This is a genomic window from Planococcus sp. PAMC 21323 (assembly GCF_000785555.1).
GTDB lineage: Bacteria > Bacillota > Bacilli > Bacillales_A > Planococcaceae > Planococcus.
Genome location: NZ_CP009129.1, coordinates 35,394 through 55,697 on the forward strand (window position 1 = coordinate 35,394; position 20,304 = coordinate 55,697).

Genomic DNA, 20,304 nt, shown 5'->3' on the forward strand with positions numbered 1-20,304 from the left:
GGAGGAAATTAAAAATGGCAAAAATGTATTATAACCAAGACGTAAACGAACAGGTACTTAAAGGAAAGACAATCGCGGTAATCGGCTATGGTTCACAAGGTCACGCACACGCACAAAACTTAAAGGAATCTGGATTTGATGTAGTAGTTGGCGTACGTCCAGGTAAATCATTCGAGCAAGCAGAAAATGACGGCATGAAAGTAGTAACAGTAAAAGAAGCGGCAGAAGCGGCAGACGTAATCATGCTTTTAGTACCGGATGAAAAACAAACACAAATCTATAACGCAGATATCAAACCTTCATTAAAAGCAGGTAAGTCACTTGTTTTTGCTCATGGTTTTAATGTTCACTTTAATCAAATTGTTGCACCTACAGATGTAGATGTATTCCTAGTAGCTCCTAAAGGACCGGGACACCTTGTGCGTCGTACGTACGAAGCTGGTGCTGGCGTACCTGGGTTAATCGCTATCCACCAAGACGTGTCGGGTCAAGCTAAAGAAGTAGCACTTGCTTATGCAAAAGGAATCGGAGCTACACGTGCAGGTGTTTTAGAAACAACATTTAAAGAGGAAACGGAAACAGATCTATTTGGCGAACAGGCAGTTCTTTGTGGCGGTGTAACGTCTCTAGTAAAAGCTGGATTTGAAACGCTTGTAGAAGCTGGGTATCAGCCTGAACTTGCATATTTCGAATGTATGCACGAATTGAAATTGATTGTTGATCTAATGTATGAAGGTGGCTTGTCAGGAATGCGTTATTCAATTTCAGACACAGCACAGTGGGGAGATTTTGTATCAGGTCCACGCATTGTCGATGCAGATACAAAAGCGCGTATGAAAGACGTCCTTACAGATATCCAAACAGGGAAATTTGCAAAAGGCTGGTTGCTTGAAAACCAATTAAACCGTCCAGAATTCACAGCAATCGAAAAAGCAGAAGAATCACATCAAATCGAACAGGTTGGACGCGAATTGCGTGCGATGATGCCATTCGTTAACGAAGGCAAAAAGACAAAACAAAAAGAGGTGGCTGCTAATGTCACAAATTGATATTTTCGATACGACATTGCGAGACGGAGAACAGTCGGCCGGGATCAACTTGAATACAGCAGAGAAAATCGAAATCGCCCGCCAGCTTGAACGTTTGGGAGTGACGATTATCGAATCAGGATTTCCTGCTTCATCCCCGGGAGATTTTGATGCTGTGCAACGCATTGCAGGCACAGTAAAGAATTCAATTGTAACGGGCCTTGCTCGTTCGATCCAAAGTGACATTGACAGAACGTGGGAAGCGTTAAAAGGAGCGGAACAACCGCATATCCATATCTTTTTAGCGACATCCCCTATTCATATGGAAACAAAATTATTTAAAACACCCGAGCAAGTGGTTGAACTGGCTGTGGAATCGGTAAAGTATGCGCGTAAGTTCTTCCCGCTCGTCCAGTGGTCGGCGGAAGATGCTTCTCGTTCAGACCCTGAGTTCCTAGCACATATTATTCGTAAAGTAATTGAAGCGGGAGCAACAACTATTAATCTTCCGGATACGGTTGGTTATGCGACACCTCATGAATACGGTGCGATGTTCAAATACATGACCGACAATGTAGCAGGAATTGAAAAAGTAAAACTATCTGCGCATTGTCATAATGATTTGGGAATGGCGACAGCGAATACGTTAGCAGCTATCGAGAATGGTGCAACGCAAATTGAAGGAACGATCAATGGAATCGGAGAACGTGCTGGTAACGTTGCGCTTGAAGAAATTGCTGTTGCCTTGCATATCCGCAAACAGATTTTCAATATCGAAACAGGCATCAAACTAAATGAAATTAAACGTACAAGCCAATTGGTGAGTCAATTGACAGGTAGCTTGATTCAACCGAACAAAGCTGTAGTTGGTAAAAATGCGTTTGCTCATGAATCTGGTATCCACCAAGACGGCATGTTAAAAAATCCGTTGACGTACGAAATCATTACACCGGAATTGATTGGCGACGCAGCAACTGAATTGGTACTAGGTAAACATTCGGGGCGTCATGCTTTTAAAGATCGTGCTGTAAAAATGGGCTTTGATTTGACAGAAGAAAAGTTGAATAAAGCATTTGTTGAATTTAAAAAACTAGCAGATAGCAAAAAACAAATCGTAGAAGCGGATTTGTATGTATTGCTAACCGATCAACAGATTCACGATAACGAAACACCGGTTTACAAACTAGAAAGCGTTCAAGTGCAATACGGCACAGCGAACATTCCAACAGCTACAGCTTCTGCTTATCATCCAAATGGTGAGTTAATTAACGAAGCAGCTACGGGAGCAGGTTCTGTTGAAGCGATTTTCAACACGCTCGAGCGAATTGTAGAAGGTGAAGTTCATATATTGGACTACCGAGTGACCTCTATTGGTAAAGGACGCGATGCATTGGGTGAGGCAGTTATCAACATGAGCTACAACGGAGAAACAGTTACAGGTCGAGACGTTGCACAAGATGTATTAGAAGCAACGGCAAAAGCATACTTAAATGCAGTCAATCGTCAAATTGTTCAAGTAGGTAAGAAGGTTAGAATCCCAGCCATTTAAGTGAACAAATCGAAAGAGGAGGAATTTAAAATGAAAAAAACAATAGCGGTATTGCCAGGAGACGGAATCGGACCAGAAGTAACAGATGCAGCGGTAAAAGTGCTGCAATCCATTGCAATGCGTTATGGACATACTTTTCATTTAAAGCACGCGGTAATCGGAGGTGCAGCGGTTGATCAATTTGACAATCCGCTTCCCGAGCAAACGATTGAAGTTTGTGAAGCGAGTGACGCGATTCTCCTTGGTGCGGTCGGGGGAACAAAATGGGATAACAACCCAGCTCATTTGCGTCCTGAAAAAGGGCTTTTGAACATCCGGAAGCATTTCGATTTGTTTGCAAATATTCGTCCAGTAAAAGCAATCCCGGCATTGCTAGCATCTTCCCCGTTAAAAGAAGAAGTAGCGAAAGAAGTAGATATGGTTATTGTTCGTGAATTGACGAGTGGATTGTATTTTGGTGAACCAAAACGTCGTTCTGAAAAATCGGCTGTGGATACTTTGGTTTACACGAGAGAAGAAATTGAGCGCATTGTGAACCAAGCGTTTGAAATCGCTCGAACTCGAAGAGGCAAAGTAACTTCTGTTGATAAAGCCAACGTACTAGAAACAAGTAAACTCTGGCGCGAAGTTGTAGAAGAACGCAAAGCGGCATATCCTGATATCGAAGTGGAACATATGCTAGTTGACTCAGCAGCAATGAAGCTAATCACAGACCCGCGGACTTTCGATGTTGTCGTAACAGAGAATATGTTTGGAGACATCCTGAGTGACGAAGCTTCTGTTATTACCGGTTCACTGGGGATGTTACCATCTGCTAGCGTTCGTTCAGACGGTTTTGGTCTTTACGAACCTGTACATGGTTCAGCACCTGACATCGCTGGGCAAAACAAAGCGAATCCATCAGCTGCTATTTTGTCAGCTGCGATGATGTTGAAGCATTCGTTTGGACTGCATACAGAAGCTGCTGCTATTGAACAAGCTGTAATGGGTGTGCTAGAAGATGGCTATTGCACAGGAGACTTGGCTGGTAGTGGGAAACGTGTGGTTTCAACAGAGCAATATGTAACAAAAGTGATCGAAGAGCTGGAAAGAGAATTTGTATCAGAACACATTATGTATTCTTATGTGTAAGTAAAAGGAGCGGTTCGCATGGCAAAAACAATCATAGAGAAAATTTGGGAGCAACATATCGTCTTCGAAGAGCAAGGGAAGCCGGACCTGCTCTATATTGACCTTCACTTATTACATGAGGTGACATCTCCACAAGCATTCGAGGGACTTCGGTTAAACGGACGCAAAGTTCGCCGACCGGACCTTTGCTTTGCGACAATGGATCATAACGTACCGACGCGAAACCGGGACACGATTACAGATCCGATTTCGCGTAAGCAAATCAAAACTTTGCAAGATAATTGCGATGAGTTTGGAGTTCCGCTTGCGGGCATCAACCATCCGGACCAAGGAATTGTGCATGTCATTGGACCGGAACTTGGGTTGACGCAACCAGGCAAGACGATTGTTTGCGGAGATAGTCATACTTCGACGCATGGTGCGTTTGGCGCATTGGCTTTTGGTATTGGAACAAGTGAAGTCGAACACGTTCTTTCGACGCAAACATTATGGCAATCAAAGCCTAGAACGATGGAAGTTCGAATTGATGGCAAGTTGGGCTTTGGTGTAACTGCTAAAGATGTCATCTTAGCGATTATTTCGAAGTTCGGGATCGATATGGGAACTGGATATGTGATGGAGTATACGGGCGAAGCGGTTCGTAACTTAACAATGGAAGAGCGTATGACGATTTGTAATATGTCTATTGAAGCGGGTGCACGTGCAGGCTTAATTAGCCCAGATCAAACGACAATTGAGTATTTGAGAGGGCGTAGACATGTCCCTGAAGGAGAAGCATTTGAACAGGAAGCTAATCGTTGGTTAGCGCTTGCAACAGAAGAAGGTGCGCAGTATGATGCGACTGTTTCGATCCATGCAGATGAAATTTCTCCATTCGTTACATGGGGCACAAATCCATCAATGGGCTCGGGGATTGCTGAACGTGTTCCATCTGCTGCTGATTATGAGAAGCAGTCAGATAAAGATGCATTAAAACAAGCCTTGGCTTATATGCATTTAGAAGAAGGGATGCCGCTTTCTTCAATTGCGATCCAACACGTTTTTATTGGTTCTTGTACCAATGCACGCCTAGGAGATTTGCGTGCTGCAAGTAGAATCATTCAAGGAAAGAAAGTGCATCCGTCTGTAACGGCGATTGTTGTTCCAGGATCTGAAACGGTAAAACGTGCAGCTGAACAAGAAGGACTAGATCAAGTATTTCTTGAAGCTGGTTTTGAATGGCGTGAGACAGGTTGCAGTATGTGCTTAGCGATGAACGAAGACTCGGTTCCGGCCGGTGAACGTTGTGCGTCTACTTCTAACCGGAATTTCGAAGGGCGACAAGGAGCGGGCTCAATGACGCATCTAGTAAGTCCTGTCATGGCAGCTGCCGCTGCGATTGAAGGTCATTTAACAGATGTTCGCAACTATATGGAAAGACCTGTAGCGACTGTATGATGAATGAAAGTGAGGAGACCCTTCGATGAAACCGATTAATAAAATTTCAAGCATATTGACGCCACTAGAACGAAAAAACGTAGATACGGACCAAATCATTTCAAAAGAATTTCTAAAGCGTATTGAGCGAACGGGATTCGGCAAATATTTGTTTTATCATTGGCGTTTTCATGCAGATGGTACACCAATAGAAGACTTTGTTTTAAATGACCCTCGATTCGAAAACTCCGAAATTCTAGTCGCACAAGAAAATTTCGGCTGCGGTTCTTCTCGTGAGCATGCTCCGTGGGCAATTTTAGATTATGGATTCCGTGTCGTAATTGCGCCTAGTTATGCAGATATCTTCTATAATAACTGTGTTAAAAATGGAATTTTGCCAATCCGCTTGAAAGGCCAAGAAGTAGATGAGTTGATTAGTAAAGGTCAACAACAAGACTTTAAATTAGAGATCAACTTGGAAGACCAGTCTGTTACCGGGCAAGATGGTACGCGTTTTAACTTTGAAATTGATCCTTACTGGAAAGAAATGCTGTTAAAGGGCTGGGATGAAATTGCGTTAACCTTCCAGTATGATTCGTATATTGCAGCTTATGAAGAAAAACAACGTGCTTAATATTTTAAGAGACCTTTTACGTAACCGTGAAAGGTCTTTTTTCTTTTTGAAATAAAAGCAGTAATCGTCTGTTGACAACTATTTTTTATTTTGTTAATTTTAAAAGTGTACTTTAACGCTTTAGCAAACTAAAGGAGAGTTTATTTATGAATGCAGTTATTATTGCCGTCTTAGTTATGCTCGTATTGAGCTTATTGCGTGTGAACGTCGTCTTTGCTTTATTGATCGGCGCACTTGCAGGGGGATTAAGTGGCGGATTATCACTTACTGATACAATCGCATCGTTTACAGACGGTTTAGGCGCGGGAGCGACCATTGCATTGAGTTATGCCATGCTTGGTGGATTTGCCGTAGCTATATCACGTACAGGGATTCCAGAGTTACTTGTCTCAGGAGTGCTGAAGCTAGTGAATAAAGATGGGAAAGCAACGCGTCAAAATTTAGCAAAGGCTCTCATAGTTTTAGCTTTGTTAGCAATGGCTATCTTCTCGCAAAACTTAATTCCGATTCACATTGCTTTCATACCTTTATTGGTTCCACCGATTTTGCATATTTTAAACGAACTACGAATTGACCGGCGTTTAATCGCAGCTGTCTTGACGTTCGGTTTAACAGCTCCATATATTTTATTACCATATGGCTTTGGGTTGATCTTCCATGAGATTGTTTTTACGCAAATGGAACTGGCGGGATTGTCGATTGACATGGCGGATATCCCAAAAGCAATGGCGATTCCGGTGTCAGGCTTATTAGTAGGTTTAATCATTGCGGTGTTCGTTTCTTATCGTAAGCCACGTGATTACAAAACAATTAGTTCTTCTTCTATAGAAGGAACACCGAAAAAGGCCGCTTCAATAAAAGATGTACTCGTAACGATTGCCGCGTTAGTTGCCGCATTGTTTGCTCAAGTGCAAACAGATTCAATGATCATGGGCGCACTTGCGGGTATCTTGGTACTGTATATCTTTGGTGCGATGAAATGGCGTGAAGCTGACGAAGTATTAACAGAGGGAATGCGCATGATGGCGTTTATCGGCTTTGTTATGATCACAGCGAACGGCTTTGCTTCGGTTATCCAAGCGACAGGAGCTATCTCGCCATTAGTCGATAGCGTATCCGATTTATTTGCTGGCAATAAAGGCATTGCTGCAATGGCAATGCTAATCGTTGGCTTGTTCGTTACGATGGGCATTGGCTCATCGTTCGCAACGATTCCAATCATTGCCGCAATCTTCGTACCGTTGAGTCTTGAGTTTGGATTTTCAACGATGGCCATCATCGCGTTGATCGGTACAGCGGGTGCATTAGGTGATGCTGGTTCACCAGCTTCAGACTCAACGCTCGGGCCAACAGCTGGACTAAACGTAGATGGGCAGCATAATCACATCTGGGATACATGCGTACCGACCTTCCTTCACTACAATATTCCGTTGGTGATTTTTGGTTGGGTAGCGGCGATGTTCTTAGGGTAAGCTTGAAGTGTTCCGACTATTATCATCTGGCTTGAAGTTCTAAAATATCCTGTTATACTAATAAAAGCGAATTAAAAAGAATTTCGTGGAAACACTTGCGGAATTCTTTTTTATTCTGTATAATATCTAATGTTGGTCTTTTGACTGCGATGAAGCGAGAGGTTACCGATACACCCGGCCGCTTTGCCATGGCGAGTGATTGGAAAATTTTCGTGGAGAATGTCTATCAAAAATAGGCGAAAAGGAGGGAAAATAATGGCAAAACAAAAAATTCGTATCCGTTTAAAAGCATATGATCATAGAATTCTTGATCAGTCTGCCGAGAAAATTGTTGAAACTGCAAAACGTTCAGGTGCTAGCGTATCGGGTCCGATACCGTTACCAACTGAAAGATCGGTTTACACAATCTTGCGTGCTGTTCATAAATACAAAGATGCTCGTGAGCAATTTGAAATGCGCACACACAAACGTCTAATCGATATCGTTAACCCAACACCACAAACTGTTGATGCGTTAATGAAACTTGATTTACCGTCAGGCGTTGACATTGAAATTAAACTTTAATCGGCAACGAAATAGAAAAACACAAATAATCACAGGAGGTGTGACAACATGACCAAAGGAATCTTAGGTAGAAAAATCGGTATGACGCAAGTTTTTGCTGAGAACGGTGATTTAATCCCTGTAACTGTTATTGAAGCTGCTCCAAACGTAGTACTTCAAAAGAAATCAGTTGAGGTGGACGGCTACGAAGCGATCCAATTAGGTTTTGAAGACAAGCGCGATAAGCTTTCTAACAAACCTTCTAAAGGACACGTAGCAAAAGCTAACACTGCTCCTAAGCGCTTCATTCGCGAACTTCGCAATGTAAACTTAGCTGATTACGAGATTGGTCAAGAAGTCAAAGTAGATGTATTCGCAGAAGGCGATGTAGTAGATGTCACAGGAACAACAAAAGGTAAAGGTTTCCAAGGTGTTATTAAACGCCACGGACAATCTCGAGGACCAATGACACACGGTTCGCGTTACCACCGTCGTCCTGGTTCAATGGGTCCGGTTGCTCCTAACCGCGTATTCAAACAGAAGAAATTACCTGGTCAAATGGGTGGAACAACAATTACGATTCAAAACCTTTCAATCGTGAAAGTGGATCTTGAGCGTAACTTGCTACTTATTAAAGGTAATGTTCCTGGTTCTCGCAAAGCGTTGATCCGTGTTAAATCGGCAACTAAAGCGAAATAATATATTTTTAGAGAAAGGAGGAAACAAGAATGACTAAAGTAGCTTTATTAAATCAAACAGGTTCACAAGTTGGCGAAATCGAATTGAACGATCATGTATTCGGTATCGAACCAAATGAATCAGTGTTATTCGACGCAGTAGTGTCTCAACGAGCTTCACTTCGTCAAGGTAACCATAAAGTAAAAAATCGTTCTGAAGTTGCTGGTGGTGGTAAAAAGCCATGGCGTCAAAAAGGAACTGGACGTGCTCGTCAAGGGTCGATCCGTTCACCACAATGGCGCGGAGGCGGTATCGTATTCGGACCAACTCCACGTAGCTACAGCTACAAACTTCCTAAGAAAGTACGTCGTTTAGCTCTACGCTCTGCACTTTCATCTGCAGTAGTTGGAGAAAACTTGATGGTACTTGAAGGATTAACATTTGATGCACCAAAAACAAAATCTTTCAACCAGTTGATCGCTGATCTTTCAATTGGCAAAAAAGCATTGTTTGTAACTGCTGACCTTGATGAGAACGTTGCAAAATCTGCACGTAACCTTAAAGGAATGACAGTAGTAGCAGCAGATGGTATTAACGTATTAGACTTGCTTGGACATGACAAAATTGTTATGACTAAAGCAGCTGTCGAGAAAATTGAGGAGGTGCTTAGTTAATGGAAGCACGTGATGTAATTAAACGTCCGGTCATTACTGAGCAATCATCTGAAGTAATGGCGGAGAAAAAGTACACTTTTGAAGTGGACACTCGCGCAAATAAAACACAAGTAAAACAAGCCGTACAAGAAATCTTTGGCGTGAAGGTTGAGAAAGTCAACATCATGAACTACAAAGGCAAATTCAAACGTATGGGCAAACACGCAGGATACACAAACAAACGCCGTAAAGCGATTGTTAAATTGACTGCTGAATCTAAAGACATCGAGTTATTCGAAATTTAATTTTCTATAAGTTCTTATAGGACTGTTAAAGAAGGAGGGAACTAACGTGGGGATCAGAAAATACAAACCTACCACTAACGGTCGTCGTAACATGACGAGTTCAGATTTCGCTGAAATCACTACGAACAAGCCTGAAAAATCGCTTTTACGACCTGTAAAGCGCAAAGGCGGCCGTAATAACCAAGGTAAAATTACTGTACGCCATCACGGTGGTGGACATAAACGTCAATACCGCGTGATCGATTTCAAACGTAACAAAGACGGCATTCCAGGACGCGTTGCTACAATCGAGTACGATCCTAACCGTTCTGCGAACATTGCATTGATTAACTATGCTGATGGTGAAAAACGTTACATCTTAGCTCCTAAAGGAGTAGAAGTTGGAACTCAAATCATGTCAGGTATTGAAGCAGACATCAAAGCAGGTAACGCTTTGCCGTTATCAAACATCCCAATGGGTTCTACAATCCACAACATTGAATTGAAGCCAGGTGGCGGCGGACAACTAGTTCGTTCTGCAGGAACTTCAGCTCAAGTATTGGGTAAAGAAGGTAAATACGTAACAGTTCGTTTGCAATCAGGCGAAGTTCGCATGATCCTTGCTACTTGTCGCGCAACTATCGGCGCAGTAGGAAATGAGCAACACGAATTAATCAACATTGGTAAAGCAGGCCGTAACCGTTGGAAGGGCAATCGCCCAACTGTACGTGGATCTGTAATGAACCCTAACGATCACCCACACGGTGGTGGTGAAGGACGTTCGCCAATCGGACGTAAATCACCAATGTCTCCTTGGGGTAAACCAACTCTTGGATACAAGACACGTAAGAAAACGAATAAATCCGATAAATTTATCGTACGTCGTCGTAAAAAATAATTTGATTCCGCTACGGTTCGCCAAAAGAACCGTGGTGCGATCACGAAGGGAGGATCCCACATGGGCCGCAGCTTGAAAAAAGGACCTTTTGTTGATGATCATCTTATGAAAAAAGTTGAAGCACAAAAGGACACTGAGAAAAAACAAGTGATCAAAACTTGGTCTCGCCGTTCTACAATTTTCCCGACATTCATCGGACAAACAATCGCAGTATATGATGGTCGCAAGCACATTCCTGTATACGTGACTGAAGACATGGTGGGCCATAAACTAGGCGAATTCGCTCCAACGCGTAAATACGCTAGTCATGGTGCAGACGATAAGAAAACAAGACGTTAATTGAGAGGAGGATTTCCCTATGCAAGCAAAAGCTGTCGCTAGAACAGTACGTATTGCTCCTCGTAAAGTCCGTTTAGTAGTAGATTTAATCCGAGGCAAGCAAATTGGCGAAGCTGTTGCGATTTTAAACCACACTCCAAAAGCAGCATCTGTTGTTGTTGAGAAGTTATTGAAATCTGCAGCTGCTAACGCTGAACACAACTACGAAATGGACCTGAATGACTTAGTCATCAGCGAAGTATTCGTTGACGAAGGACCAACACTTAAACGTTTCCGTCCACGTGCAATGGGACGCGCAAGCGCAATTAATAAACGCACAAGCCACATCACACTAGTGGTATCTGACCAGAAGGAGGGATAATTCGTGGGACAAAAAATACATCCAATTGGGATGCGTATCGGAATCATTCGTGATTGGGAATCTAAATGGTACGCTGAGAAAGATTATGCTACGCTTCTTCACGAAGATATTAAAATCCGTGAATATGTTGAAGCACGTTTGAAAGAAGCTTCAGTTTCTAAAATTGAAATTGAGCGCGCTGCAAACCGTGTTAACGTAACTATTCATACTGCGAAACCAGGTATGGTAATTGGTAAAGGTGGATCTGAAGTAGAAGTACTTCGCACACAGCTTAATTCTATGACTGGCAAGCGTGTACACATCAACATTATTGAAATCAAACGCGCTGATCTTGATGCAAGATTAGTAGCTGAAAGTGTTGCACGTCAATTGGAAAACCGAGTGTCTTTCCGTCGTGCACAAAAACAAGCGATCCAACGCACTATGCGTTCTGGCGCTAAAGGAATCAAAACTCAAGTATCTGGACGTCTAGGCGGCGCTGACATTGCGCGTGCTGAACACTACAGTGAAGGTACTGTTCCGCTCCATACGCTCCGCGCTGATATCGATTATGCGCATGCTGAAGCAGACACAACTTATGGTAAGCTTGGCGTAAAAGTATGGATCTACCGCGGTGAAGTCCTTCCAACTAAGAAGAAATCTGAGGAAGGAGGCAAATAATATGTTAATGCCTAAACGCGTTAAATATCGTAGAGAGCACCGTGGCAAGATGCGCGGAGAAGCTAAAGGCGGTAAAGAAATCGCATTCGGCGAATTTGGTCTCCAAGCATTAGAATCATCTTGGATCACTAACCGTCAAATCGAAGCAGCACGTATTTCCATGACTCGTTACATGAAACGTGGCGGTAAAGTCTGGATTAAAATTTTCCCGCATAAACCATATACGAAAAAGCCTCTAGAGGTTCGTATGGGATCTGGTAAAGGTTCACCTGAAGGTTGGGTAGCCGTTGTCAAAACTGGTAAAATCATGTTCGAACTTGGTGGAGTATCTGAAGAAGTGGCACGCGAAGCATTACGCCTTGCATCTCACAAACTTCCAATCAAAACGAAGTTCGTAAAACGCGAAGAAATTGGTGGTGAATCGAATGAAAGCTAATGAAATCCGTGACCTAACCACTGCTGAGATCGAACAAAAAGTGAAATCACTGAAAGAAGAGCTTTTCAACCTTCGCTTCCAATTGGCTACTGGTCAATTAGAAAACACTGCTCGCATCCGCGAAGTACGTAAAGCGATTGCCCGTATGAAAACTGTGATTCACGAAAGAGTACTCAGTGGCAATAACTGATAAATCGAGAGGAGGTTTGCAAGTATGACTGAGCGTAACCAACGCAAAGTATACACAGGCCGTGTTGTGTCTGACAAAATGGACAAAACCGTTACAGTAATGGTTGAAACTCAAAAGAAGCACGCATTCTATGGCAAACGTGTTAAATACTCTAAGAAATATAAAGCTCATGATGAGCTAAACGAAGCGAAAATGGGCGACGTAGTTCGCATCATGGAAACTCGTCCGCTATCAGCTACAAAACGTTTCCGCGTATTGGAAATTGTAGAAAAAGCGGTTATCATATAATTTAAATTATTTCGGAATCTAAGAAATTCCGGAGGGAGGTTACCTAAGTGATCCAACAGGAAAGTCGTTTAAAAGTTGCAGACAACTCGGGTGCTCGTGAAGTATTAACGATTAAAGTACTTGGTGGTTCTGGTCGTAAGACTGCAAACATCGGAGACGTAATCGTTTGTACCGTGAAAAAAGCAACACCAGGTGGCGTTGTTAAGAAGGGTGAAGTCGTTAAGGCTGTCATCGTTCGCACGAAAAGCGGAGCTCGCCGTAAAGACGGTACTTATATCAAATTTGATGAAAATGCATGTGTCATTATCCGTGACGACAAAGGTCCACGCGGAACTCGTATTTTCGGACCTGTTGCCCGCGAACTTCGCGATAACAGCTTCATGAAAATCGTATCACTTGCTCCTGAAGTTCTTTAATAAATCAATGTGCCATACCAAGGAGGTGCGACAGAATGCATGTTAAAAAAGGCGATACAGTTAAGGTAATCTCAGGTAAAGATAAAGGCAAAACAGGTGTTGTTTTGACAGCTTTACCTAAGAAAGACCGTGTGCTTGTTGAAGGTGTAAACATCATCAAAAAGCATACAAAACCGAACCAGGCAAATCCACAAGGTGGAATTGTCAGCCAAGAAGCAGCAATTCACGTTTCTAACGTAATGTTACTTGACCCTAAATCAGGCGAGCCGACTCGTGTGAGTTACAAGGTTGAAGATGGTAAAAAAGTTCGTGTTGCAAAAAAATCCGGCGAAAAATTAGATAAATAAAATTCCTGAATGAAGGGAGGTACACACATGAACCGCCTAAAAGAAAAATATGTCAATGAAATCACTCCTGCTCTAGTGAGCAAGTTTGAATATAAATCGGTAATGCAGGCACCTGCAGTAAACAAAATCGTCATCAACATGGGTGTAGGCGAAGCTGTTCAAAACACTAAGTCACTTGACTCTGCTGTTGAAGAATTACAAACAATTACTGGTCAAAAACCAGTTATTACTAAAGCTAAAAAATCAATCGCTGGCTTCCGTCTACGTGAAGGTATGCCAATCGGATGTAAAGTTACATTACGCGGAGAGCGTATGTACGACTTCCTGGATAAATTGATTGCTATCTCACTTCCACGTGTACGTGACTTCCGTGGCGTCTCGACTAAATCGTTCGACGGACGCGGTAACTACACACTTGGTGTGAAAGAACAATTGATCTTCCCTGAAATCGATTATGATAAAGTTACAAAAGTACGCGGTATGGACATCGTGATTGTAACAACTGCGAACTCTGATGAAGAAGCTCGTGAGTTATTAACACAATTCGGAATGCCGTTCCAAAAGTAAACGTGAGGGAGGCGTAAACGTGGCTAAAAAATCTATGATCGCAAAACAAAAACGCACGCCAAAGTTTAAAGTACAAGAGTACACACGCTGTGAACGATGCGGACGTCCGCATTCAGTATTACGCAAATTTAAACTTTGCCGTATTTGTTTCCGTGAACTTGCATATGTGGGACAAATTCCTGGCGTCAAAAAAGCCAGCTGGTAATCCCCTAATTTGGGAAGGAGGTAAAAGTAATGACAATGACAGATCCGATTGCAGATATGCTGACACGCATTCGTAATGCAAACATGGTTCGTCACGAGAAATTAGAGCTTCCAGCTTCTAATGTGAAAAAAGACATCGCTGAAATCCTTAAGCGTGAAGGTTTCGTTCGTGACGTAGAATACGTTGAAGATGATAAACAAGGCATGATCCGCATTTTCCTTAAATACGGAGCAAACAACGAACGCGTTATTACTGGATTGAAACGTATTTCAAAACCAGGATTACGTGTTTACGCTAAAACTAATGAGGTGCCACGTGTACTAAACGGTCTTGGAATCGCTTTAGTCTCAACATCACAAGGTTTAGTAACTGATAAAGAAGCCCGCGCGAAACAAATCGGCGGAGAAATCATAGCATACGTTTGGTAATAAGCAACAAACGAATGGAGGTGCAAAAGAATGTCACGTGTAGGTAAAAAACCAATCGAGGTTCCTGCTGACGTTACAATCACTCTTGGAGACAAGAATGCTGTAACTGTTAAAGGACCTAAAGGCGAGTTAACTCGCGAATTCCACAAAGATATTACAATCGCTCTTGAAGATAACGTGCTAACATTGACACGTCCTTCAGATTCTAAAGATCACCGCACAAACCACGGTACGACTCGTGCTTTGCTTGCAAACATGGTCACTGGAGTTTCTAAAGGATTCGAACGCACACTTGAACTAGTGGGTGTAGGTTACCGTGCTCAATTGCAAGGTGAAAAGTTGGTTCTTAACGTAGGTTACTCTCACCCGGTTGAATTCACACCGGAAAACGGAGTTACTGTTGAAGTTCCTGCTAACACTAAAGTTATTGTTAAAGGTATTGATAAAGAACGTGTTGGAGCTCTTGCTTCGAACATTCGCCAAGTACGTCCACCAGAGCCATATAAAGGCAAAGGGATCCGTTACGAAGGAGAAGTTGTTCGTCGTAAAGAAGGTAAAACAGGTAAATAATGCTGCTTAGGCAGGCTGAAAGGAGTGACCTCAGTGATTACGAAACTCGATAAAAACGCATCTCGTAAAAAACGTCATGCACGCGTACGTTCTAAAATTGCGGGTACAGCACAACGCCCACGTTTAAACGTATTCCGTTCAAATAAATATATTTACGCTCAATTGATCGACGATATGAATGGCGTTACACTTGCAAGTGCATCATCTATGGAGAAAGATTTCTCTGTAGAATCTACTGGCAACGTGGAAGCAGCAACTAAAGTCGGCGAAACAATCGCAAAACGCGCTACTGAAAACGGCTTAAAATCGGTTGTTTTCGACCGCGGTGGTTATTTATATCATGGACGTGTAAAAGCATTAGCAGAAGCTGCACGTGAAAATGGTTTACAATTTTAAAAGAAGGAGGGACACATTTCATGCGTCGTATTGATCCAAACAAACTTGAACTTGAAGAACGCGTAGTTACGATTAACCGCGTAGCGAAAGTTGTAAAAGGTGGACGTCGTTTCCGTTTCTCCGCATTAGTTGTTGTAGGCGACAAAAATGGTAATGTTGGTTTTGGTACTGGTAAAGCACAAGAAGTACCAGATGCTATCCGCAAAGCTATTGAAGATGCGAAGAAGAACCTTATTGAAGTACCAATGGTTAAGGGTACAACTCCACACTTAGTAATCGGTCGTTTTGGTGCAGGCCAAATCCTTATTAAACCTGCTTCTCCAGGTACCGGTGTTATTGCTGGCGGACCTGTTCGTGCGGTACTTGAATTAGCTGGAGTACAAGATATCTTATCTAAATCTCTAGGTTCAAGCACACCAATCAACATGGTACGTGCTACTATTAACGGTTTAACTCAATTGAAAAGTGCTGACCAAGTTGCAAAACTTCGCGGCAAATCAATAGAAGAACTGTTAGGATAGGAGGGAAAATCACATGGCAACTAAATTGGAAATTACCCTCACAAAATCTGTGATCGGTTCTAAACCGGCACAACGTAAAACTGTTCAGTCATTGGGATTGCGCAAAATGCATCAAACTGTTGAGCACCAAGACAATGCAGCCGTTCGCGGAATGCTTGATAAAGTCGCTCATTTAGTAACAATTAAAGAAGTTTAATTACGGATTTCTATAGAAGGAGGTGCCAACCAAATGAAACTTCATGAATTAAAACCAGCAGAAGGTTCACGCAGCTCGAGAAAGCGTATCGGACGCGGTATCGGTTCAGGTACTGGTAAAACAGCAGGTAAAGGTCATAAAGGTCAAAACGCACGTTCAGGCGGCGGTGTTCGTCCTGGATTTGAGGGTGGTCAAAACCCATTATTCCGTCGTTTACCAAAACGTGGATTTACCAACATTAACCGTAAAGACTATGCAGTCGTGAATATTGAAGTGTTAAATCGTTTCGACGAAGGCACAGAAGTAACACCTGCATTGTTGATTGAAACAGGTGTTGTGAGCAACGAACGTTCTGGAATCAAAATTCTCGGCAATGGTAGCTTAGAAAAGAAATTGACAGTAAAAGCTCACAAATTCTCTGGATCAGCTAAAGAAGCGATCGAAGCTGCCGGCGGACAAACCGAGGTGGTTTAATGTTTCAGACAATCTCTAATTTTATGCGCGTGACTGATATTCGAAATAAAATATTCTTTACATTATTGATGCTCATCATTTTCCGTATTGGAACTTTTGTTCCGGTACCAAATGTTGACGCATCGGTTTTGCAAGCTACTGACCAGATGGGTCTGGTTGGATTCTTAAATACTTTCGGTGGAGGTGCCCTTGCTAACTTTTCGATTTTAGCGATGGGAATTATGCCTTACATTACAGCGTCGATCATCGTGCAATTATTGCAGATGGACGTTGTTCCGAAATTTGCAGAGTGGGCGAAACAAGGTGAAGTCGGAAGACGGAAGCTTGCTCAATTCACTCGCTACTTCACAATCGTCCTTGCCTTTATTCAAGCAATCGGCATGTCTTATGGATTTAACCAAATGTACGGCGGTTCTTTAATCCAGAATGACACGATTTCAACTTATGTTGTAATTGCAATTGTTTTGACTGCTGGTACGGCGTTTCTACTGTGGCTTGGTGAGCAGATTACGGCAAAAGGTGTGGGGAACGGTATTTCGATTATCATCTTCGCAGGGATTGTCGCTGCAGTACCAGGTGCTATTAACCAATTATATGCACAGCAGATCCAAGGAGCTGGAGATCAGCTTCCGATCAATATTGCCATCATGGCATTGCTTGCATTAGCTGTTGTTGCAATTACTGTTTTAGTTATTTACGTTCAACAAGCGTTGCGTAAAATACCTATTCAGTATGCAAAACGAGTTGCTGGCCGTGGTCAGACGACAAGTGGGCAACAAACGCATTTACCTTTGAAAGTGAACGCGGCCGGAGTTATCCCGGTAATCTTTGCAGTAGCGTTTATTATTACGCCACAAACTATTGCTTCTTTCTTTGGTGCCAACGCGTTTACAGAAGCGATTCAGAATACGTTTGATTATACGCGCCCAGTCGGCATGATTATTTATGTCGCTTTGATCGTAGCATTTACGTACTTCTACGCTTTCATTCAGGTTAATCCTGAGAACGTGTCGGATAACTTGAAAAAGCAAGGGGCATATATTCCGGGAATCCGTCCGGGTAAAAATACGCAGGATTATTTAACAAGTGTGTTATATCGATTGACATTCGTTGGCGCTATCTTCTTGGCAATTATTGCTGTTCTTCCGATTTTCTTCATTAACGTAGCTAATTTACCGCAATCGGCGCAAATCGGTGGTACAAGTCTTTTGATTGTTGTAGGGGTAGCACTTGAAACGATGAAACAATTAGAATCACAACTTGTAAAACGTCATTACAAAGGCTTTATGAAATAATCAGTAGGATTTAAGGGGCGTGAAAGCGTCTCTTGTCCAATTGTTTGAGGGGGAAAACGTATGAATATCGTATTAATGGGTCTACCGGGTGCCGGAAAAGGTACTCAAGCAGACGAAATTGTTGAGAAGTACGACATCCCTCATATTTCTACAGGTGACATGTTTCGCGCTGCTATAAAAGGTGGAACGGAACTGGGCTTGAAAGCTAAATCATTCATGGATCAAGGTGCACTAGTGCCTGATGAAGTGACTATCGGCATTGTCCGAGAACGATTAAGTGCGAAGGATTGCGAAGAAGGCTTCTTATTAGATGGCTTTCCACGTACTGTCCCTCAAGCTGAGGCGTTAGAATCTCTTCTGGCCGATCTTGATAAGCGAATCGAGCATGTCGTAAATATCCAAGTCGAACAAGACGAATTGATTGCACGTTTAACAGGCCGATGGATCTGTAAAGTTTGTGGAACTGCTTACCATACTGTGTTTAACCCACCGGCAACAGCCGGAGTGTGCGACAAAGATGGCGGAGAACTCTACCAGCGCGAAGATGATAAGCCTGAAACCGTCACGAAGCGTCTAGAAGTAAATATGCAACAAACACAGCCGCTTCTTGATTTCTATGAAAGCAAAAACGTGCTGCAAAATATAGATGGACAGCAGGACATCAAAAAAGTATTTGCTGACATTGATGCTCTTCTAAAGGGCGACCGAGGATAATCCCCGGCGCCGGGCGCAGTTAGTTGCCTCCATGTGGCTTTAAGGAGCACCGGAGATATGAATTTTCGAGAGCTGCAAAAGCAAACAAGGCTCAGTATATGAAAGTCGATGTAAACGCACTTTAGTGCAATTCTGTATCGAAACTAGTATAATGGGTTTCGTGGAAGCATCTGTGTAACGGGTTTGGAACTCATCCAAGGCAGTCCGGGCAGTCGAGGATACATGAGACAGACTGGCTTTGCTGGATTAACGCCGGCCCGCTAATCTGCGGAGCTCGGATAATGTCTTTCAAATGTCACTCATGCATTTCTCGTGAATGAATGTACTACTACTATTCAATCAGCAAATACTGTTTGAAGATGAGATCCTGATTTGTATACAGAAGGGAGACTGGGTCGATGGCGAAAGACGATGTAATTGAAATCGAAGGAACTGTCGTTGAGACTTTGCCTAACGCGATGTTTAAAGTAGAATTGGAAAACGGTCACACGATTCTCGCGCACGTATCTGGCAAGATCCGCATGCATTTCATCCGCATTCTGCCAGGAGATAAAGTGACAGTGGAACTTTCTCCTTACGATTTAACACGCGGTCGTATCACATACCGTTTTAAATAATCTTTTGCACTCCGGACTACTAAGGAGGTTGGGTTAGATGAAAGTGAGACCATCTGTAAAACCGATCTGTGAAAAATGTAAAGTTATTCGCAGAAACGGTAAAGTAATGGTAATCTGTGAAAATCCGAAACACAAACAAAGACAAGGCTAATATGAAGGAGGTGCATCGCACACATGGCACGTATTGCTGGTGTTGACATTCCGCGCGACAAACGCGTTGTTATTTCATTAACATATATTTTCGGTGTTGGTAAAACAACTGCACAGAAAGTTCTTTCTGCTGCTGGTATCTCTGAAGAAACACGAGTTCGTGATCTTACAGAAGATGAGTTGAACAATATCCGTGAACAATTAGATCAATACAAAATCGAAGGTGACCTTCGTCGTGAAGTTTCAATGAACATCAAACGCTTGATGGAAATTGCAAGCTTCCGAGGAATTCGCCATCGTCGTGGACTACCTGTTCGCGGTCAAAATACGAAGAATAATGCGCGTACGCGTAAAGGTCCTCGTAAAACTGTAGCTAACAAGAAAAAATAATCAGTAAAGGAGGTTTCTTCTTAACATGGCACGTAAACAACAAACTCGTAAGCGTCGTGTGAAAAAGAATATCGAATCTGGTATTGCTCACATCCGCTCAACATTTAATAACACAATCGTTACTATCACTGATATGCAGGGTAACGCTGTTTCATGGTCAAGTGCTGGTGCATTAGGATTTAGAGGTTCACGTAAATCTACTCCTTTTGCTGCGCAAATGGCTGCAGAAACTGCTGCTAAAACATCAATCGAACACGGTCTTAAAACTCTAGAAGTTACAGTTAAAGGTCCTGGTTCAGGTCGTGAAGCTGCTATCCGTGCGCTTCAAGCTGCTGGACTAGAAGTTACAGCGATTAAAGATGTAACTCCAGTACCTCATAACGGTTGCCGTCCGCCAAAACGCCGTCGCGTATAATCGTTAATCTGAATAGGATTTTTGAACATCACGACTTACTGGA

Annotated in this window: 33 protein-coding genes; all 33 read left to right on the plus strand. The window is 42.7% G+C overall.

The genetic code is table 11. The features are described 5' to 3' along the window. Window positions 1-14 precede the first annotated feature (14 nt). Window positions 15-1,049: a ketol-acid reductoisomerase gene (ilvC, locus tag PLANO_RS00165; RefSeq protein ID WP_038701895.1), complete on the plus strand. Its 1,035-nt coding sequence runs from the start codon at window positions 15-17 to the stop codon at window positions 1,047-1,049. Continuing rightward, on the plus strand, window positions 1,036-2,577 hold the full coding sequence (locus PLANO_RS00170) for a 2-isopropylmalate synthase (RefSeq protein WP_038701896.1): 1,542 nt from the start codon (window positions 1,036-1,038) through the stop codon (window positions 2,575-2,577). Before ilvC ends, PLANO_RS00170 begins: the two co-directional genes overlap by 14 nt. A gap of 30 nt (window positions 2,578-2,607) precedes the next feature. Next, the gene (leuB, locus tag PLANO_RS00175; RefSeq protein ID WP_038701897.1) at window positions 2,608-3,708 is read left to right on the plus strand and encodes a 3-isopropylmalate dehydrogenase; all 1,101 of its coding nucleotides are present in this window, start codon (window positions 2,608-2,610) and stop codon (window positions 3,706-3,708) included. 18 nt (window positions 3,709-3,726) lie between these two features. Beyond that, window positions 3,727-5,145: a 3-isopropylmalate dehydratase large subunit gene (gene leuC, locus PLANO_RS00180; protein WP_038701899.1), complete on the plus strand. Its 1,419-nt coding sequence runs from the start codon at window positions 3,727-3,729 to the stop codon at window positions 5,143-5,145. Between the two features lie 25 nt (window positions 5,146-5,170). Continuing rightward, a complete protein-coding gene (gene leuD / locus PLANO_RS00185; RefSeq protein ID WP_038701901.1) occupies window positions 5,171-5,758 on the plus strand; it encodes a 3-isopropylmalate dehydratase small subunit in 588 nt (195 codons plus the stop codon). Window positions 5,759-5,904: 146 nt separating this feature from the next. After that, window positions 5,905-7,230 carry a Na+/H+ antiporter family protein gene (locus PLANO_RS00190; protein ID WP_038701903.1) on the plus strand — a complete coding sequence of 442 codons (1,326 nt, stop codon included), beginning with the start codon at window positions 5,905-5,907 and terminating at the stop codon, window positions 7,228-7,230. A gap of 255 nt (window positions 7,231-7,485) precedes the next feature. Further along, the gene (rpsJ, locus tag PLANO_RS00195; RefSeq protein ID WP_006828927.1) at window positions 7,486-7,794 is read left to right on the plus strand and encodes a 30S ribosomal protein S10; all 309 of its coding nucleotides are present in this window, start codon (window positions 7,486-7,488) and stop codon (window positions 7,792-7,794) included. A gap of 48 nt (window positions 7,795-7,842) precedes the next feature. Beyond that, window positions 7,843-8,472 (plus strand): 50S ribosomal protein L3, encoded by a 630-nt coding sequence (gene rplC / locus PLANO_RS00200; protein WP_038701907.1) that lies wholly within the window; start codon window positions 7,843-7,845, stop codon window positions 8,470-8,472. Window positions 8,473-8,501: 29 nt separating this feature from the next. Beyond that, window positions 8,502-9,125: a 50S ribosomal protein L4 gene (gene rplD / locus PLANO_RS00205; protein WP_038701909.1), complete on the plus strand. Its 624-nt coding sequence runs from the start codon at window positions 8,502-8,504 to the stop codon at window positions 9,123-9,125. After that, window positions 9,125-9,409 (plus strand): 50S ribosomal protein L23, encoded by a 285-nt coding sequence (rplW, locus tag PLANO_RS00210; protein ID WP_006828930.1) that lies wholly within the window; start codon window positions 9,125-9,127, stop codon window positions 9,407-9,409. The genes rplD and rplW overlap by 1 nt, the downstream gene beginning before the upstream one ends. A 46-nt stretch (window positions 9,410-9,455) precedes the next feature. Beyond that, window positions 9,456-10,286: a 50S ribosomal protein L2 gene (gene rplB, locus PLANO_RS00215; protein WP_038701911.1), complete on the plus strand. Its 831-nt coding sequence runs from the start codon at window positions 9,456-9,458 to the stop codon at window positions 10,284-10,286. Window positions 10,287-10,346: 60 nt separating this feature from the next. Continuing rightward, on the plus strand, window positions 10,347-10,625 hold the full coding sequence (rpsS, locus tag PLANO_RS00220) for a 30S ribosomal protein S19 (RefSeq protein ID WP_038701913.1): 279 nt from the start codon (window positions 10,347-10,349) through the stop codon (window positions 10,623-10,625). A 19-nt stretch (window positions 10,626-10,644) separates the two neighbouring features. Next, window positions 10,645-10,986, plus strand: a complete 342-nt coding sequence (gene rplV / locus PLANO_RS00225; RefSeq protein WP_008432509.1) for a 50S ribosomal protein L22 — start codon at window positions 10,645-10,647, stop codon at window positions 10,984-10,986. Between the two features lie 3 nt (window positions 10,987-10,989). Further along, window positions 10,990-11,646, plus strand: a complete 657-nt coding sequence (rpsC, locus tag PLANO_RS00230) for a 30S ribosomal protein S3 (RefSeq protein ID WP_008497438.1) — start codon at window positions 10,990-10,992, stop codon at window positions 11,644-11,646. Window position 11,647: 1 nt separating this feature from the next. Then, the gene (gene rplP, locus PLANO_RS00235) at window positions 11,648-12,082 is read left to right on the plus strand and encodes a 50S ribosomal protein L16 (RefSeq protein WP_038701916.1); all 435 of its coding nucleotides are present in this window, start codon (window positions 11,648-11,650) and stop codon (window positions 12,080-12,082) included. Beyond that, window positions 12,072-12,272 (plus strand): 50S ribosomal protein L29, encoded by a 201-nt coding sequence (rpmC, locus tag PLANO_RS00240; protein WP_006828936.1) that lies wholly within the window; start codon window positions 12,072-12,074, stop codon window positions 12,270-12,272. The genes rplP and rpmC overlap by 11 nt, the downstream gene beginning before the upstream one ends. 24 nt (window positions 12,273-12,296) lie before the next feature. Beyond that, on the plus strand, window positions 12,297-12,560 hold the full coding sequence (gene rpsQ, locus PLANO_RS00245) for a 30S ribosomal protein S17 (RefSeq protein ID WP_008432511.1): 264 nt from the start codon (window positions 12,297-12,299) through the stop codon (window positions 12,558-12,560). Between the two features lie 47 nt (window positions 12,561-12,607). Continuing rightward, window positions 12,608-12,976 carry a 50S ribosomal protein L14 gene (gene rplN / locus PLANO_RS00250; RefSeq protein ID WP_006828938.1) on the plus strand — a complete coding sequence of 123 codons (369 nt, stop codon included), beginning with the start codon at window positions 12,608-12,610 and terminating at the stop codon, window positions 12,974-12,976. A 35-nt stretch (window positions 12,977-13,011) separates the two neighbouring features. Continuing rightward, on the plus strand, window positions 13,012-13,323 hold the full coding sequence (gene rplX, locus PLANO_RS00255; protein ID WP_038701918.1) for a 50S ribosomal protein L24: 312 nt from the start codon (window positions 13,012-13,014) through the stop codon (window positions 13,321-13,323). Window positions 13,324-13,350: 27 nt separating this feature from the next. Further along, complete coding sequence (rplE, locus tag PLANO_RS00260) at window positions 13,351-13,890, plus strand: 50S ribosomal protein L5 (protein WP_038701920.1); 540 nt, start codon at window positions 13,351-13,353, stop codon at window positions 13,888-13,890. 19 nt (window positions 13,891-13,909) lie between these two features. Further along, complete coding sequence (rpsN, locus tag PLANO_RS00265) at window positions 13,910-14,095, plus strand: 30S ribosomal protein S14 (protein ID WP_006828941.1); 186 nt, start codon at window positions 13,910-13,912, stop codon at window positions 14,093-14,095. A gap of 29 nt (window positions 14,096-14,124) precedes the next feature. Further along, a complete protein-coding gene (rpsH, locus tag PLANO_RS00270; RefSeq protein ID WP_006828942.1) occupies window positions 14,125-14,523 on the plus strand; it encodes a 30S ribosomal protein S8 in 399 nt (132 codons plus the stop codon). Between the two features lie 30 nt (window positions 14,524-14,553). Beyond that, window positions 14,554-15,093, plus strand: a complete 540-nt coding sequence (rplF, locus tag PLANO_RS00275) for a 50S ribosomal protein L6 (RefSeq protein ID WP_038701922.1) — start codon at window positions 14,554-14,556, stop codon at window positions 15,091-15,093. Between the two features lie 33 nt (window positions 15,094-15,126). After that, window positions 15,127-15,489, plus strand: coding sequence for a 50S ribosomal protein L18 (gene rplR, locus PLANO_RS00280; RefSeq protein ID WP_038701924.1), 363 nt, complete (start codon window positions 15,127-15,129; stop codon window positions 15,487-15,489). 20 nt (window positions 15,490-15,509) lie between these two features. Continuing rightward, window positions 15,510-16,010: a 30S ribosomal protein S5 gene (rpsE, locus tag PLANO_RS00285; protein WP_008497444.1), complete on the plus strand. Its 501-nt coding sequence runs from the start codon at window positions 15,510-15,512 to the stop codon at window positions 16,008-16,010. 13 nt (window positions 16,011-16,023) lie between these two features. Further along, on the plus strand, window positions 16,024-16,206 hold the full coding sequence (rpmD, locus tag PLANO_RS00290; RefSeq protein ID WP_038701926.1) for a 50S ribosomal protein L30: 183 nt from the start codon (window positions 16,024-16,026) through the stop codon (window positions 16,204-16,206). Window positions 16,207-16,239: 33 nt separating this feature from the next. Further along, the gene (gene rplO / locus PLANO_RS00295) at window positions 16,240-16,680 is read left to right on the plus strand and encodes a 50S ribosomal protein L15 (RefSeq protein ID WP_038701928.1); all 441 of its coding nucleotides are present in this window, start codon (window positions 16,240-16,242) and stop codon (window positions 16,678-16,680) included. Continuing rightward, window positions 16,680-17,975, plus strand: a complete 1,296-nt coding sequence (secY, locus tag PLANO_RS00300; protein ID WP_038701930.1) for a preprotein translocase subunit SecY — start codon at window positions 16,680-16,682, stop codon at window positions 17,973-17,975. Before rplO ends, secY begins: the two co-directional genes overlap by 1 nt. 60 nt (window positions 17,976-18,035) lie before the next feature. Next, entirely contained in the window at window positions 18,036-18,689 is a 654-nt protein-coding gene (locus PLANO_RS00305) for an adenylate kinase (protein WP_038701932.1), read from the plus strand. A gap of 398 nt (window positions 18,690-19,087) precedes the next feature. Beyond that, on the plus strand, window positions 19,088-19,306 hold the full coding sequence (gene infA, locus PLANO_RS00310) for a translation initiation factor IF-1 (protein WP_006828950.1): 219 nt from the start codon (window positions 19,088-19,090) through the stop codon (window positions 19,304-19,306). 37 nt (window positions 19,307-19,343) lie between these two features. Further along, window positions 19,344-19,457, plus strand: coding sequence for a 50S ribosomal protein L36 (gene rpmJ, locus PLANO_RS00315; protein WP_006828951.1), 114 nt, complete (start codon window positions 19,344-19,346; stop codon window positions 19,455-19,457). 23 nt (window positions 19,458-19,480) lie between these two features. Continuing rightward, entirely contained in the window at window positions 19,481-19,846 is a 366-nt protein-coding gene (rpsM, locus tag PLANO_RS00320; protein ID WP_006828952.1) for a 30S ribosomal protein S13, read from the plus strand. Between the two features lie 25 nt (window positions 19,847-19,871). Next, window positions 19,872-20,261 (plus strand): 30S ribosomal protein S11, encoded by a 390-nt coding sequence (gene rpsK, locus PLANO_RS00325; RefSeq protein WP_006828953.1) that lies wholly within the window; start codon window positions 19,872-19,874, stop codon window positions 20,259-20,261. The last annotated feature ends 43 nt before the right edge of the window (window positions 20,262-20,304 follow it).